The sequence below is a fragment of the Fulvimarina manganoxydans genome (assembly GCF_900176465.1).
Taxonomy (GTDB): domain Bacteria; phylum Pseudomonadota; class Alphaproteobacteria; order Rhizobiales; family Rhizobiaceae; genus Fulvimarina; species Fulvimarina manganoxydans.
The window spans coordinates 1-14,856 of record NZ_FWXR01000028.1 but is presented as its reverse complement, the minus strand read 5'-3'; the positions used below and the strand labels follow the sequence as shown (position 1 = coordinate 14,856).

The following is a 14,856-nucleotide window of genomic DNA, read 5'->3' as shown; positions in this document are numbered from 1 at the left end:
ACGGAAAACAAGCGTCGCTCCATCTTGAAGGCGTAACAACGGACGCAAGACGAAGCTGCGGGCCGGAATTCTCGGAGGAGAATACGAGCGCCGGGCGAAGGGCGGGTACCGGTTTTTCGGCATACCGCGCTTCGCAGGATGGTCAGGGATGGAGGAGACGCGAGGACCCATGGTTGCGGAGATGAGGCCGGTGGCGCAGGCCGACGAACAGATTGCCAGGGATGCCGAGCTGTTGTCGAGCCAGCTCTCGGCCATGCGCGAGCGGCTGTTTCCGCCCTCGGCCAAGAAGGCGTTGCGGGCCTTCACCTCCGGCGAGGCGGCCAAGCTGATCGGCGTCTCCGACGGCTATCTGCGCCAGCTCTCCTTGTCCGGCGACGGGCCGCAGCCCGAAACCCAGGCCAATGGCCGGCGCTCCTATACGCTGGAGACGATCAACGCCCTTCGCGCCCATCTCGCCGGCCAGCACGAGGCCGGCGGTGCCAAGGCGCGCCAATATCTGAAATGGCGCGACCCTCAACGCGGCGAGCATCTCCAGGTCATCGCCGTCACCAATTTCAAGGGCGGCTCGGGCAAGACCACGACGGCGGCCCATCTCGCCCAATATCTCGCGCTCGAAGGCTATCGCACGCTTGGCATCGATCTCGATCCCCAGGCCTCCTTCTCCGCCCTTCTCGGCTATCAGCCGGAACTCGATCTGACCGGCAACGACACGCTCTATGGCGCGATCCGCTATGACGATCAGCGGCGCCCGCTGAAAGAGATCGTCCGGCCCACCTATTTCGACGGGCTCTCCCTCGTGCCGGGCAATCTGGAGCTTCAGGAATTCGAGCACACGACGCCGCGCCAGCTCGCCGAACATGGGACGGCGGGCGACATGCCCTTCTTTGCCCGGCTCGGGGCGGCGGTCGAGGAGGTGGCGGAGGACTTCGACGTGGTGGTGATCGACTGCCCGCCGCAGCTCGGCTTTCTGACCCTCGGTGCGCTCTGCGCCGCGACCTCCGTTCTCGTCACCGTCCATCCGCAGATGCTGGATGTCGCCTCCATGAGCCAGTTCCTGTTCATGACTGCCGACCTCCTCAGCGTCGTGCGGGAGGCGGGCGCCTCGCTCAATTTCGATTTTCTGCGCTATCTCGTCACCCGCTACGAGCCCCATGACGGGCCGCAGGCCCAGATCACCGGCTTTCTGCGCGCCCAGTTCGGCGAGCGGGTGCTGACCAATGCCATGCTGAAATCGACGGCCGTGTCCGATGCCGGTCTCACCAAACAGACCCTTTACGAGGTCGGCCGGGAGAACTTTTCGCGCGGCACCTATGACCGAGCCATGGAGTCGTTGACAGCTGTCAACGGGGAAATCGAAGCGCTGCTTCGGGCGGCCTGGGGGCGATCATGAGAGAGGGCGCAAGAGCGGAAATCCGTTTTATCTCAAGGAATGAGCCCTGTGCGGCGACGATCGCCCGGGTCTCAAGACCAAAAAAATCCCATCCGAGATTTCCCCCCTCCCCACGCATTGGCTCATTCTTGGCGCCGTGTTGGGGGACGAAATGGGAATCGAGCGGACAGGAGGCCTCGCCATGGTAAAACGCAAGGATGCCCTCCGGGCGCTTCTTTCGGGTAGCTCTTCGTCTGCGAGCGAGCCGGACGCCGAGACTGGGCCGGCCTCTTCTGGCAAACCGGCAGAGGGCGTGCCCGCGCCAAGCCCAAGCCTACAGGACAACGCGGAGAAGGCGACAGCCTTGGCCATGCCGGAGGATGCTGCGTCTGACTCCTCCCCTGAGACGACCACGACCGCCCTCCCCCGCTCCGGCGAGCATGTGCGCTCAGGAGCGATCAATGCCATGCGCCAGTCCTGGGGCGAGATGGCGCGCGAGGCGGAGGCCGCCAAGGCGCTGCGGGCGGAGGCGGCGACGGGTGGGCGCGTGGTGCTCGTCGATCCCGATCTCATCCTCCCCTCCCCCGTCACCGACCGGCTGTCGCGCTCGGGCGATCTCGATGCGGGCTTCGAGGCGCTGAAGGCCTCGATATCGGCTGGTGGTCAGACCGTGCCGGTGCTTCTGCGGCCCCATGCCGACGAGGCCAAACGGGCCGAGGGCTATTACGAGACGGCCTATGGTCATCGACGGGTGCGCGCGGCCCGCGAGCTCGGCCTTCGCGTACGCGCCATCGTGCGCCCTTTGAGCGACGAGGAGCTGATCCTCGCGCAGGGGCGCGAAAATGCCGAACGCCGGGACTTGAGCTTCATCGAGCGCGCCTTCTTCGCCAAGGGGCTCGAAGGCGCCGGCTTTTCCCGCGAGACGATCGGGGCGGCGATCGGCGTCGACAAGACCGAGCTCACCCGCCTTCTTCAAGTGGCAAGCCGAATTCCCCAGGCGATCGCCGCCGCCATCGGCCCGGCGCCCAAAGTGGGGCGGCCGCGCTGGGGCGAGCTTGGCGAGTTGATGATGCGCCGGGGCGCAAGCGATCGGGCCTTCGAATTCATCTCCCGCGAAAGCTTTTCCGCGATCGCCGATTCTGATGCCCGGTTCCGCGCGCTTTTGAAACGCATGCATGGGCCGGCAGCAAGCGCGGGGAGGGCAGGTGAAGAAGCGGTCAAAGGCGCAGGTGGCGCCACCCTTGCGGTGATGAAGCGGGGGGAGAAGAAGCGCATGAGCCTTGCCTTTGCGACCGATGACGGGGCGGATTTCGCCCGTTTCGTCGCCGACCGCTTGCCCGGTCTCTATGAGACGTTCCTCGCCGAAGGCGCCGCAGACAGAGCGCCAAGCGAGGACGAAGAGGCGGATGCGGGCGGCTGAAAGGCCCCTCCCCGTCCGGATTTCACCCATGAAACGACAATGCCAGGAGACGCCATAGGCAAAGAAAAAGGCCCCGAAGCGGGAGCCGCTTGCAGGACCTTCTCAAAGACTAGACACCTCTGACTTAGGTTCTTCCGACTCACTCGTCAACGATAAATGCGGTTTCCCGCCACGGCCTTCGTTTGCCTCGCGCAAGGAAGGACGACGTGACGGACGACAGGAGAGGTGCGCCTGGCGCACGAGGAACGTTCGACCCGATTTTGAGGGGCGAGCGGCCGATAGGGCTTGGCTTGAAGAGCGCTGCGATCGAACCGCGTAGCCCGGCGGCCTCGACGGATTTGACGAGGCGCCAGGGTCTCGCAGGAGCGGGTTTTTCACCGGCCGCGGACGCTATGGCTTCAGCCGGACCGGCGCATGAGGGCACCGGCGAGCCGGACCTTTTCGCGATCGAGGTCGCCGAGACCGCGCGCCGTCAGGCCGCGCCGAGCTTCGAGGCGAAGGCCGCGATCTGGCGCGAGTTTCGCGAAGGACTGATATCCTTTGCCGAGGCCCAGCGCCGCTCGGCCAAGATCGGCGCGCTGCAGCCGGAAAAGCCGCAACGCCCGATCGCTTCGGGGAAGGGGGCTCCGCGTCCGCCTGTCGCCCGGCCGCGCCACAGCCGCCCGGCGCCCAATGCCTCGCGCCAATATGCCAATCCGATGGCGACGACCGCGCTGCGTGACGATCGGCTGACGCCGGGCGCACGGGCCCTGCTCGTCGTCTTACGCGCGCGCTGCGGCAAGGGACGGCGCACCGAAGCGGCTAAAGGAACGCTTGCGGCGATCATGAGCCGCTCGACCCGCACGATCCGCCGCTATCTCGGCGATCTGGAACGCTTCGGCTATATCGTCACCGAAATCCGGCGCACAGCGAGGGGGTTTCACACCGGCCTCGTGATCGAGATCACGGAAGCGGTGATGCCCTTCTTCACCGAACCCAAGGGCCTTGCTCGCTGGCTGGGAGAAAGCGCCCTTGCAAAGCCCTTCCTGCCGTTTGCGACAGGGAGCAGGACGGTACGGGTTGCAGGGTTGCGAGATGAGAAGGGTATGACAGTTCTGTCATCCAAAAACCAAACCGATAATGATTCCTCTTATAGATTCCAAAATGCCCATGAGAATTACCACGGCGCGGCGCTCATAGGGCCCAGCTAACCGCCCTCTAAGGCGTCCATTCGACATCGCTCACCCTTGAGCGCCTTCTTCAATGAGACGGTGCGGCTTTTGCTTGGGCGGATTGTGGATGCTTCCGAGCGTTGGCAGCTGTCAACTGAATGCAGCGGTCGGCGTCGTCGACGCGCATCGTGCGCAACACTTGCACCGAACGGCGTCTATCCAGGGCTCCGCACTCAGACATCAGGCCGGTTTTCAAGCCGACCGGCTGAGCCACTGCGGTTGGACGCGGCTGTCCTCCCATAGCATCAACTCATCGATCGGCATGGGCTTGGCAAGGAGATAGCCTTGGTACTCGTCGCAGCCGATCGATCGCAGCAAATGCAGTTGCGAGGCGGTCTCGACCCCTTCCGCGACGCATTTCATGCCCATGGATTTGCAGAACGCCACGATCGCGCAAAGGAGGTCACGGCCTTTCGGCTCCTCGGCGCCGGCGACAAAGCTCCTGTCGATCTTCACCAGGTCGATCGGCAAGCGGCGCAGATAGCTGAGGCTCGACTGACCGGTGCCGAAATCATCGAGCGCGATCTTGATCCCGAGGGCGCGCAGGAGCCGGATCGAGGCTTGCGCGGCGGTGAAGTCGCGAACCACCGCCGTTTCCGTCAGCTCCAGGACGAGGCGTGAGGGGTCGATCCCCGATGTCGTCACGAGGGATGTGATCGCGACGATTGTCTCGGTGCAAGTGATGTCATGGGCCGACAGATTGAAGGAGAGCCGGGTCTCGCCCGGAACGTGCTTGAGAGTGGTCAGGGCCTTTTCGAGAAGAGTCAGGGTGAGGCGATGCATGATGCCGGTGCGCTCGGCAAGCGGGATGAAGATGTCCGGCCGCACGGAGCCGAGCTGCGGGCTGGTCCAGCGCGCCAGCGCCTCGAAGGCGCAGACGGCGTCCCCGTTGAGGCTCGCGATCGGCTGGAGATGGACGGTCATCTCGTTCTGAAGATCGGCAACCTGAAGCGCGGCTTCGATGGCGCGCTCCGAGCGAATGCTCCGCTCGTGCTCGGGCGAATAGAGCGTTGCGAAGCCGCGGCGCTCGCTCTTGCTCTTATAGAGCGCATAATCGGCGCCGTCATAGAGCGCGCGGGAGCTGCCAGGGATGTCCCTGATCGAGGCGATGCCACAGGAGGCGCCGATGGATACCCGCACCTCTTCCAGGAGGAATGGCTCAGCAAGGCGCTGGCACGCCCGGGCAGCAAGATCGGCGACGACGCTCTCCTCTGCCTCAAGGATGAAGCCGAATTCGTCGCCGCCCAAACGGGCGACGAGACCATGGCCCTCGAAAACCTCGGTCAGACGCGCGCCGACCGCTTCGAGAAGCTGGTCTCCGAACAGGTGACCGAAGGTGTCGTTGGCCGCCTTGAAGCGATCGAGGTCGATGACGCCGAGAGCGAGCGGGCGCCCCTCGCGCCGGCATCGCCCGATGCTGGCATCGGCTTCTGAAAAGAAAAGGCGCCTGTTCGGCAGCCCCGTCAGCATATCGGTATGAGCGAGCTTGGTGATCTCCTTGTTGAGGCGTTCGGTTTCGATCTGCGTGCGGATCAGCTTGCTGAAGCCGTCGAAACTATTGAGCAGCACGCGGATCATGACGAGCGTGACGAGCAGGATGTTCAAGCCGACCGCCGTAAAGACCGCATCGTCTGGGGAGACGTAATAGGCCAGATAGGGCAGGGTGACGATCGCGGTCACCGTAAAGGCTGCCTGCGGTAGATGCATGAGGCAGAAGATGCATCCGATGACCGTGATGGCGATGAAAATGGCGACATGAGCCTGTTGGTGCTCGTTGCCGTATTCGCCGATCTTCAAAGACCAGCAGATATAGGCGAGCGAGATGACCGCGCCGAGGATCGTCGTCCGCCGGAGGTGACGCAGGGCCTCCATATCCGTCACGAGGGCAGACGGGCTCCTGAGCCACATCAAGAGCCTTATGGCGCTCACTGCGACGAGAAGCCCAGGAATCCAGAAAGTCATCCAGACGGGTGCCGTCCCGTGATGGGTGAAGGCAACGGCCACCGCATTCACGCTGAGGAGGGCGTAAAGAAGTGGGATCTGACGTTGAAGCTGGCGATACTGTGCTTGGGCAAGTCCCGGTTCGACAGACCGCAGGGCCAGCCAGTCAAGGAGCTTTTTTACAAGGGTCATGCTGTTCTCCCGCGGCAGTCGACAGGATGGACGCATGATATGAAGTAAGAGTTAGCTGAATTTTTCGTCTTCGGAGGCCTGGACCAGCAGCAGAACGGGGGACCCGCTCTGTCTCCACTCATGGTTTAGGTACTGACGGACAAGTGCCTTGAATGACAGGGGCATTCGATCGGCCATCGTCCTGTGAGCGTCTTTCGCGATGGTTTGCGGCAGTCGGCGGGAAGGATGGACGACCTTTCTCGGAAGGAGGGAGGCCAAAGCCTTTCCCTTTGGCCGTGAAGCCATTGCGAGAACATGAGCGACTGTTGCGGTGTGGAAGGGGCGCGATCCAACTTCCCTGGTGCGATGTGCCGCAGGTTGCGAGGCGCGACTTTGCGCGCGCGGCGCACCATCTTCAGCCGATGCAAAAGCTGACGGTCTGGTACGATGGGTCGTGCCCTTTATGTCTACGGGAGATTGCGCTGATGCGCCGCCTCGATCGCCGGGGTGCGATCCGTTTCGTCAATCTCGAACAGGCCGAGCCGGCAGCCTGCCCGCTCGACAAGGGCGAGCTGCTCGCCCGCTTCCATGCCGAGGAGAATGGGAAGGTGATGAGCGGCGCCGAAGCCTTTGCCGCCGTCTGGCGGGCAATTCCGCTTCTTCGCCCGCTCGGGCTCGTCTGTCGCGGGCCGCGCGCCTTGGATTTGCTCGACCGGCTCTATCGCGCCTTCCTCAGAGCACGCCCCATGCTGCAATCGCTCGTTCGTCGTTTGGAGCGCGTATGAGACCGACAGCTGAACCCACGTCCGCGGGCCAAGAGAGCGTCTGGTCGTTTCCGAGGCCCGCCATCGCCGAGCGGACGGCGGCTCAAATCGTCATCGAGGATCGTGGGCGCCGGATCGCCGACAGCCGCCGCACCGTCCGCGCCCTCGAGACCAGCCATCCGCCAAGCATCGGGAAGCTCCATCTGCGAATGGAAGGGCGCGGCGGCCTATTGGGACGTCCTCGTCGGGCCTATCGCAACTTTTTGTCTGAGGCGCGAGCGCCCATATTACCCGAGATTTTCAGGCTTTGTTAAATTTTTGCAGCCCGAAGATCTGCGCGACCAGATCGTTCTGGCTGTGAACGGTCCACTCGCCGGTGAAGCCGAAGCCCTTCCTCAACCAGAGCATGGCTTCGAACCCCCTGATGGTTCGTCGGGTAGTGTTGAACGAGCGAAAGCCGCGGATCTTTACATAGGTCTCGTCGATACGGCCAATGTCGTGCATGGGCCACAATGTGGCTTGCGGAACCGGCGCAGCCGCTTCTCGATCAGCGGCGCGTAGGTCAGGACCCAACGATTGATGGGGCTGTCGCAAACTTTGGCCGTTTAACGGTTCGGTGACCGTGTTCGTCAATTTTCGGCCTCTCACCAACGGAGAGCCTTGCCATGATCCTGAGCACGATCATCGAAAAGCTGAGGCGGGCGTCGAAGGACGATTTCAAAGGTCGGCAGTTCGAGGCGTGGCTGATCGTTCAGGCGGTGACATGGTCTCTGCGCTATCCGCTCAGCTATCGGGACCTTGAGGAAATGTTCACCGAGCGCGGCTTCGCGGTCGATCATTCGACTATCAATCGCTGGGTTCTCGCTGATGCGCCGCTGATCGAGAAGCGTCTTCGCCGGTTTCGCAGGCCCCATTGCGGCTCCATCCGGATCGACGAGACCTATGTTGAAGATCCGCGGGCAATGGAGATATCTGTACCGTGCGATCGACAAGCACGGCAACGCGATCGACTTCCTGCTGAGGGCCAAGCGCGATGCCGATGCAGCGAAGCGCTTCTTCCGCAAGATGCTGAAAGACGAACCGCTCCTGTCGCCGGCGACGATCGGCACCGACGGTGCGGCGCCGTTCCCGATTGCAATACGGTCGGCTGTCGAGGAAGGGCTTCTGCCGACCGATCCCGTCCATCATGTCACCAAGCATCTCCAGCAGGGGATCGAGAGCGATCATTTCAGGGTGAAGAAGGCGATGCCACGCATCGGCGGCTTTCGTTCATTCAACACCGCCCGACGAACGATCAAGGGGTTGGAGGCGATGCTCTGGCTGAGGAAGGGCTTCGGCTTCGCAGCCGAGTGGACCGTCCGCACCCAGAATGATCTCGTCGCACAAATCTTCGGGCTGCAGAAGGTTAACAAAGCCTGAAGATTCGAGCCCAAACAAGGCTTTTGCGACCCGCGCCCAAAGTTGCGACAAGCCCGTTGCGGCCCCCTCGACTCTTCTTAGCGCGCATCGAGGGGGCGGCCGTTCTGCCAATAGGCGACCGAAAGCTGCCGGCTTCCTTTGAGGCCCGAGGCCTTGAAGAGGCGGCGCGCGTCCTGGGCGATTTGCTTTTCGCCGCCATACCATGCCTGGTCCACGTCGCCGCGACGGAGCTTCTGTGTCAGGCGGTCGATCAATCCCGTAGGCCCGGCTGCGGAAGCAACCGTCTCGACATCGAACCTGCCGGGCGCAAGATAGTCCGATGGGTCAGCGCCTTCGGGCAATTGAAGTAGAGCCGTACCATCCCGGTCGGATCCGATGGTTTCGAGAATTCGAGCGATTGCGGGCATGGCCGTCATGTCTCCGGCAATGAGGAGATGGGATGCATCGCCGGGAATGCCGCCCCCACCCGGGCCCAGCATGCCCGCCAGATCGCCGGGGTCGGCCCGCATGGCCCAATCCGAGACGCGGCCGCCTGGATGGATGACGACGTCGATATCGATTTCGCCTTGCGATCGGCGGAGATTGCGGATCGTGTAATAGCGGATCGCCAGTGCGTCTTCGCCTTCCGGCCAGACGGGAAGTCCATTGGCCCGGGTCTTTGGCCAACAGGGCGCACGGTCCTGTTTCGGGGGAAGCAAAAACTTCACATGGAGGCCGTCATCGCTGAGGAGGTCGAGGTCTTTTGCGGCAAATGTCAGGCGGATCAGGCCCGCCATGACCTCCTGGCGGCGCAGAAGGCGCAATTCGCGGAAGTTGGTTGGCAGCATGCCCGCAGTGTCGGCGTCCGACCAGACAAAACTCTCCGTCAGGGAGGGCGCCGCTTCCAACGCATGTTTCGCCGCAGCCTCCTTCAGAAAGAAGAGTCCGTTGTCGCTTGGTGCCGTCAGGCGAATGCGCAACTCGTCCAAAGGGGACAGATCCAGTTCGATGAGGCAGCCCTCATGGCGAATGATAAGGCGGCCATCTCCCATATCCTCGGCTTCGAGTTCGTGTTCGGTGAGATCCTGGTGCAGGAAATCGCGAACATGCCGCCCATATTCGGCAGGAACGATCGCACTTGCCCGGACCAACGGACTGGTTGTCCTTTCGCTCATGGCGCCTTGCTCCCCTCTCTTACCCCTAAGCGGAAAGCCCAGAACGCACCGGCCAGAGACCCCGCAGTCGCCAGGGCGAAAACCGTCTGCGCCCCGAACGCTCCGCTCAACGCGGTGCCGAGCGCGGCAAGGCTGAGAACCGCCGCGCCTTCGAGGCTGACAAAGGTCGCAAAGCGCGTCGCCGTCTCGGCGCCGGCGCAGAGCGGCATCGCGAGACTCCGTTCCGCCGTAAATGAAGCGAAGGCGAGCGCATTGCCGGTCAGTACGAAGAGCACGACATTCCAGAGGGAAAGCCCGTCGAGAACGACGACGGCGAACATCATACCTGCCAAGGCCGCTCCGGCAAGCGCTAGCGCACCCAGGCAGCGATAGCCGCCAAAGCGTTCCACGAAAGGGCGCATGAACAAGGCGGCCAAGAGACCGACGGCGTTGCCGCCGACGATCCCGACAAGCCCGATCTCGGCGATGTCGAGGCCGACATCGACTTGGAGGATCGGCTTCAGCCCATAGGGCAGAGCCACCCCGAAACCGGAAAGCACTGCCACAAGCAGCAATCGCCGCAGCAACGCGATGCGCAACAGGGCGAAGGCCGCAAGGAAACCGGGGCGTCTGCCCTCTCCTAAACGCCCCTGGTCCAACGGCTCGGGCCAGAGGAGGAGGGTCGTCAGTCCGCTGATGGACAAAACGCCGAGAACGCTCGCCTGCCAGCCGAGATCGCTGAGGGCAAAGAGGACGCCAGCCCCCAGGAGAAAGCCCGCGAGCCCCGCCGACGCCGCCTGCACGGCGGCGAGACGGGGATATTGAGCCTTGTCGAAGAGCTCGATGGCTAGGGCCCCCGCCGCCGTCAACTGTGTGCCGAGAACCGTCATCAGCCCGGCGGCGAGGATCATGATCCCGATGGGCTGCTCGCGCGGATCGAGAAGCGCCATTGCGCCGAGGATCGCCAGGACGACGAGCTGCGCTCCAAGAACCCAGACCCGCCGCCGACCATGCCTTTGGCTTCCATAGCGATCGACCAGAGGCGCCCAGAGGAATCGGAGGACATAGGGAAGCGCGGACAGGAACACGAGCCCGATCAAGGCGGGCGATTGCCCGGCCCAGCGCAGGAAGACGGGCACCGCCTGGATAACGAATTGGCCCGTCAGACCCTGCATGACGAAGAGGACGGCGATCGACATGAAGCGTCGATCTCGCCACCATGGAAGCTCCGGCGCTCCGATCGCAGCACTGCCATTCATAGCCATATGCTCACCGCCCCAAGCATTGGAGCAAAAACCGAGCCGGTTTCCGGATGATCCGACGCAAGGCCAAAGAGGCGGGCCCATAAGGCCCGATTGCACGATCGCGTCTCATCGTCAGAACCGCGCCGTCATTGTCAGGCCGGCGGTCAGCGGGTCTGTCACGTCGACGAAACCGCCCGTCACGCGGCGGGTCACGGCGGTCTCGTCGAAGACGTTGTTGACATAGGCCCGAAGGTCGACATGGCCGAATTTCGCCGTAGCGCCGATGTCCACGAGGGCATAAGCGTCCAGACGGTCCGCCGCGACATTGTTGAAGTCGTTGAAGGCGGAAGCGGCATAGCGCAGCTTGGCGTCGAGCGAGAGCCAGTCGTAAGCGGTCCACACACCGCCGATCGAGGCGGTGAGGCTCGGGTCCTGCCCGAAGCGATTGCCCTCGATGAGGGCCGTTTGCGGATCGGCCTCGGTGATCTCCGTGCGGAGCAGGCCGAGACCGGCGGTCAGCGTCAAACGATCGGTCGCCTCCAGCGCGCCTTCAAGCTCCAGCCCGTAGGAGCGTCCACGTTCCTGATTGACGATCTGGAGCGAGCGGCGGTCGCCCGGCACCTGCTCGCCATAGACTTGCGGATTGTCGTGGAGGTTGTAGAAGCCGGTGAGCCCGATCGACAGGCGCTCGTCGAAGAACAGGCCGCGATAGGTCGCTTCGGCGGTCCAGACGGTCTCCGAATCGTATACGTAGGGTTGGCCGGTGAAGAAATTGACCGAGCCACCGCCGGGATTGTATCCACGGCGCAGGCTGACGCCGATACTGTGAAGCTCGTCGAACGCATAGGCGACGCCGAGGCTCGGCAGAAGGACGGTTTCGTCCTTATCGTAAAGGCTTTCTCCCGACACGGGCCCGACTCGGGAGGATTGGACCCGCTCGTCATCGACCCGCTGGATGCGCAAACCCCCGAGCAGCGACACGCTGTCGGTCAAACCATAGCGCAGATCCGTGAAGGCGGATTGCGACGAGGTCGAGACGTCGATCGTGGTGGCCAGCGTGCCGGTCAGGCGCACATCCTGCCGCCTTTCCTCCGAGCCGAGCCCGACCAGGCCGGCCACTTCTCCCGCCTTCACGCGCCCACTCGGTCCGAATTCATAGACGAGCTCATTGGCGATTAAGTCCTCGTCCACGTCGAAGAAGCTCGGAAAGACCTGCTCCTTCACGCTCTCATAGCGATCGTTGACATAGCTCGACTGAAGTGACAGGCGCCCGTCGAGGCCGATATCGAGCGAGGCTTTGCCGCCGATGGTGAAGGCATCCGTATCGAAGGCCCGGGTCGGGCCCGTTGAACGCAAACACCCGATCCTCCAGATCGCGCCCCGACACCGACGAAGCGAGGACATTGGATCGGGTCTGCGGGATCTGGCCTGTCTGATAATCGCCCAAGAGCTCGATCGTGAGTCCCCCGAGCGTCGTTTCGAACTCGCCAAGCAGCTTTCCGCGCAGACGCAGTTTTTCGTATTCGGTGATAAAGTCGGCCTCGCCTCCGATGATCTCTCTCGGATCGTCGCCGCCCGCATATTCCACGGTGAGACGCCCGGCGATGTTGTCGGTCAACGGCCCCGAGACCATGCCGTTGGCGATATATTGCGGACCGTTGATCCGATTGACGGAAAGGCCCGCCTGATAGGCCGCCTCCGGCGTGAAGCTCGGCGCATAGGTGTCGACGATCACCGCGCCGGCGATGCCGTTACGACCGCGCAGAAGCGTCTGGGGGCCGCGCAACACCTCCACGCGCTCGACATCCCAAAGCGTGTCGTAGTTGCCGTTCGGGACGCTGGCGGCGCGGGCGATCCCGTCGACGATCACAGGCAGGCGCGGAAGGGCGCCGGTGGTCAAGCCCGATGCGAGTCCTCCGGCACCACCCCCCTGGACGCCGCGGATCGTCGGCAGCTCGCTCTGGCTCTGGACATAGGCGTTGGGCGTTTCGGCGATGAGGCTGGTGAGCGGGCGCATCGCCTCGCGTTCGACGGTCGTCGCTTCGATCACGGTCACCGATTGATAGGTATCCGACAGGAGACGACCAAACCGATCTCCCGTCACCATCACCGTATCGAGTTCGATCGTCTGCGCCTCTTGCGCAACCGCGCTCCCAGGGGCCCCTATTTCAGCGACCCCAAGCGCGAGAATGGCTACGAGCGAACACCGCCGAGCTGCACGGTCCATGTCAACACATCCCCCGATAACATGATGCCTGTTATCAGGTTCTCATATCCCATGGTGCGCGCAACGTCGCGGTCATAATCTTCGCGCTTTTGACAAAAACCTGCTCCGAATCGTCAGTCATCTCTTTCCCGCCGCCATTGCCGCGGCGATTGGCCGACGAGGCGCCGAAAGGCCGATGCAAACGCTTCCGGAGACGCGTAACCGACCTCGCGTGCGACCCGGGCGATGGGATGGTCTGCGCGCAAAAGTGTCTGTGCCCATTCCACCCTGCGCGCGGTGGCATAGGCGGAAAGGGTCAGACCGACCTCGTGCTTGAATCGGCGTCTCAGCTTCTGTTCGTTGCAGCCGCAGCGACGGGCAATCTCCGCGATGCTCAAGGGCGGCAAATGCGCGGGATGGTCATCGATCATCTGTCGCGCGAAATCGACGATCTGCCTATCCGCGATCGTTAAACCGTCCCTGCCAGATGGATCCCCGACATAGTGCAGAACAGAGGCCAGAAGCGTCAGGGCAAACGCCTGAGCCTCGATCTTTGCGGCAATGCCGGAGAGATCGGCAGCCAACAGCCAAAGGAATCGAGACCGCTCGGACATGGAGAGCGGTCGGTCGAATCCCTTCTGTTCGGCAAGCAGATTTCGCAGGGCATGGACCGTGCGGTCCTGACCGAGATTTTCGATGAAGACGGGCGAATAGGTTAGGGTCACCGTCTCGACAACGGATTGAGCCGGAATCTCGATCTCCCAAAGCGATCCGGCTGAAAACCCATTGACCGCGAGGTGATCCGCTTCCAGCGTTCCGCCTCGATGTGGCGGCGTCAGCTCGCGCGATGTGGAGTGACCCGCAAGACGTCCCTCGATCTGAAGGCCCGGCAGCGCCTCCGCATGCGCACGAAGCGTTCGCGTCCCGTTCATGACGCCGCGCATGAGGCCGATCCCGACGCCGAGTTCGACCGCTCCGATATCGCCACGAGCCATGACACTATAGGGATTTGCCACCTGAAGCGTAACCGGTCGCGTCTGGTCGTTTCCCGTCAGACGCGAAAGCCGCTGCTGCGTGACATCCCTCGGATGCTCGTCTCTCACATTCCCTCTCCGAAACGTGTGGGGATCCGTCGCAAATATTTCAGCCTGGCGCTCTCGCGACGTTAGTCGCCTCTTTTCGGGCTCTCTGCCACAGGGAGGCCTCGCCGTGATCCTAAAACGATCGCCGAAAAGCTGAAGCGCCAGTCAAAGAACGACTCCGAGGGCCGGCAGTTGGAGGCTTGGCTTGTTTGGCGAGCCGTAACGCGCCATCCGCTCAGTTGCTTGGGCCTGGAGTCACCATTTGCCGAACGCGACCTCGACGGCGATTATTCGACGATCAGTCACAGTCTTCTCATTAGCGTCGGATGGGGAGCGGAACGGCAGCTTCACCTTCTTGCAATTGAGAACAACCAACCGCCTGATCTCAGATTTCTGTCCTTTCGCCTGAGTTTGCTCTCTCGGCAAAGTTGCTCGGCTATCAATCTGAGACCGACAACAACCTTCAATCACGCCTTATCGGCGGTGACGACCGGAACGGACCAATTATGTGCGAGCGCAGAAGTCGGTAGCCCACGGGCTTACCCGCAGCTTGGGTGAAGGTTTTCGGCCCGGCGAAGGGCGGCTTGGCGTAGACGGTCCACCAAGTCTTGCGGATGGGAGCGAGATGCCGGACGAAGGCGCCAGGCTCAAGGAGATCGGGGTGAAGGATTGGCGCAGCTTATGCGGGCTGACGCGCTTGGTAATGCTGGCGACCACGGGCTCCCCGTTTGCGCTGGCGGTTGGAGACTATGTGACCGGACTCATCGCTGTCAGGCGTGAATTGCCGATATGACGCATGTTTCTTATCCGGCTCGATAAAGCGGTGCTCTGAGGCCTGTCTACGATCCCGCCTCGACCTATTCGGCTGCGATAAAATGTCGGACGAGGGGACCGGA

The 14,856-nt window shown here is 63.0% G+C and carries 10 protein-coding genes and 2 pseudogenes; 5 read left to right on the top strand and 7 right to left on the bottom strand.

Features of this window, described 5'->3' with window-relative positions:
- Positions 1 to 169: 169 nt before the first annotated feature.
- The 3 genes from repA to B9A15_RS20380 all read left to right on the top strand — a co-directional run bounded on the left by repA (position 170) and on the right by B9A15_RS20380 (position 3,979).
- Positions 170 to 1,390, top strand: coding sequence for a plasmid partitioning protein RepA (gene repA / locus B9A15_RS20390; protein ID WP_244557053.1), 1,221 nt, complete (start codon positions 170 to 172; stop codon positions 1,388 to 1,390).
- Between the two features lie 181 nt (positions 1,391 to 1,571).
- A complete protein-coding gene (gene repB, locus B9A15_RS20385) occupies positions 1,572 to 2,789 on the top strand; it encodes a plasmid partitioning protein RepB (protein ID WP_170923384.1) in 1,218 nt (405 codons plus the stop codon).
- A gap of 392 nt (positions 2,790 to 3,181) precedes the next feature.
- On the top strand, positions 3,182 to 3,979 hold the full coding sequence (locus B9A15_RS20380) for a helix-turn-helix domain-containing protein (protein WP_084412549.1): 798 nt from the start codon (positions 3,182 to 3,184) through the stop codon (positions 3,977 to 3,979).
- Between the two features lie 213 nt (positions 3,980 to 4,192).
- On the opposite strand, the gene B9A15_RS20375 is transcribed toward B9A15_RS20380, so the two are convergent.
- The gene (locus B9A15_RS20375) at positions 4,193 to 6,133 is read right to left on the bottom strand and encodes a putative bifunctional diguanylate cyclase/phosphodiesterase (protein WP_170923383.1); all 1,941 of its coding nucleotides are present in this window, start codon (positions 6,131 to 6,133) and stop codon (positions 4,193 to 4,195) included.
- Positions 6,134 to 6,534: 401 nt separating this feature from the next.
- Here B9A15_RS20375 and B9A15_RS20370 point away from each other — a divergent pair, with 401 nt between their 5' ends.
- Positions 6,535 to 6,897: a thiol-disulfide oxidoreductase DCC family protein gene (locus B9A15_RS20370; RefSeq protein ID WP_084412547.1), complete on the top strand. Its 363-nt coding sequence runs from the start codon at positions 6,535 to 6,537 to the stop codon at positions 6,895 to 6,897.
- A 279-nt stretch (positions 6,898 to 7,176) separates the two neighbouring features.
- Here the strand turns inward: B9A15_RS20370 and B9A15_RS20360 are convergent.
- Positions 7,177 to 7,475, bottom strand: a pseudogene (locus B9A15_RS20360) (hypothetical protein); the annotation flags it as partial.
- Between the two features lie 66 nt (positions 7,476 to 7,541).
- On the opposite strand from B9A15_RS20360, the pseudogene B9A15_RS20355 reads away from it, so the two are divergent.
- Positions 7,542 to 8,295: pseudogene (locus tag B9A15_RS20355) on the top strand (IS6 family transposase).
- 77 nt (positions 8,296 to 8,372) lie between these two features.
- Here B9A15_RS20355 and B9A15_RS20350 read toward each other — a convergent pair.
- The 5 genes from B9A15_RS20350 to B9A15_RS20330 all read right to left on the bottom strand — a co-directional run bounded on the left by B9A15_RS20350 (position 8,373) and on the right by B9A15_RS20330 (position 13,981).
- Positions 8,373 to 9,449 (bottom strand): siderophore-interacting protein, encoded by a 1,077-nt coding sequence (locus B9A15_RS20350; RefSeq protein ID WP_084412492.1) that lies wholly within the window; start codon positions 9,447 to 9,449, stop codon positions 8,373 to 8,375.
- The gene (locus B9A15_RS20345; RefSeq protein WP_170923382.1) at positions 9,446 to 10,627 is read right to left on the bottom strand and encodes an MFS transporter; all 1,182 of its coding nucleotides are present in this window, start codon (positions 10,625 to 10,627) and stop codon (positions 9,446 to 9,448) included. Before B9A15_RS20345 ends, B9A15_RS20350 begins: the two co-directional genes overlap by 4 nt.
- A 177-nt stretch (positions 10,628 to 10,804) precedes the next feature.
- Entirely contained in the window at positions 10,805 to 11,956 is a 1,152-nt protein-coding gene (locus tag B9A15_RS20340; protein ID WP_244557054.1) for a TonB-dependent receptor domain-containing protein, read from the bottom strand.
- Positions 11,901 to 12,899, bottom strand: a complete 999-nt coding sequence (locus tag B9A15_RS23510; protein ID WP_084412486.1) for a TonB-dependent receptor plug domain-containing protein — start codon at positions 12,897 to 12,899, stop codon at positions 11,901 to 11,903. The genes B9A15_RS20340 and B9A15_RS23510 overlap by 56 nt, the downstream gene beginning before the upstream one ends.
- A gap of 113 nt (positions 12,900 to 13,012) precedes the next feature.
- Positions 13,013 to 13,981 (bottom strand): helix-turn-helix transcriptional regulator, encoded by a 969-nt coding sequence (locus B9A15_RS20330; RefSeq protein WP_139798515.1) that lies wholly within the window; start codon positions 13,979 to 13,981, stop codon positions 13,013 to 13,015.
- Positions 13,982 to 14,856 lie beyond the last annotated feature (875 nt).

Bases quoted from the DNA above. Each gene is read 5' to 3' on its own strand.
- repA (WP_244557053.1), top strand. From the start codon at position 170: ATGGTTGCGGAGATGAGGCCGGTGGCGCAGGCCGACGAACAGATTGCC.
- repB (WP_170923384.1), top strand. From the start codon at position 1,572: ATGGTAAAACGCAAGGATGCCCTCCGGGCGCTTCTTTCGGGTAGCTCT.
- B9A15_RS20380 (WP_084412549.1), top strand. From the start codon at position 3,182: ATGGCTTCAGCCGGACCGGCGCATGAGGGCACCGGCGAGCCGGACCTT.
- B9A15_RS20375 (WP_170923383.1), bottom strand. From the start codon at position 6,133: ATGACCCTTGTAAAAAAGCTCCTTGACTGGCTGGCCCTGCGGTCTGTC.
- B9A15_RS20370 (WP_084412547.1), top strand. From the start codon at position 6,535: ATGCAAAAGCTGACGGTCTGGTACGATGGGTCGTGCCCTTTATGTCTA.
- B9A15_RS20350 (WP_084412492.1), bottom strand. From the start codon at position 9,449: ATGAGCGAAAGGACAACCAGTCCGTTGGTCCGGGCAAGTGCGATCGTT.
- B9A15_RS20345 (WP_170923382.1), bottom strand. From the start codon at position 10,627: ATGTCGATCGCCGTCCTCTTCGTCATGCAGGGTCTGACGGGCCAATTC.
- B9A15_RS23510 (WP_084412486.1), bottom strand. From the start codon at position 12,899: ATGGACCGTGCAGCTCGGCGGTGTTCGCTCGTAGCCATTCTCGCGCTT.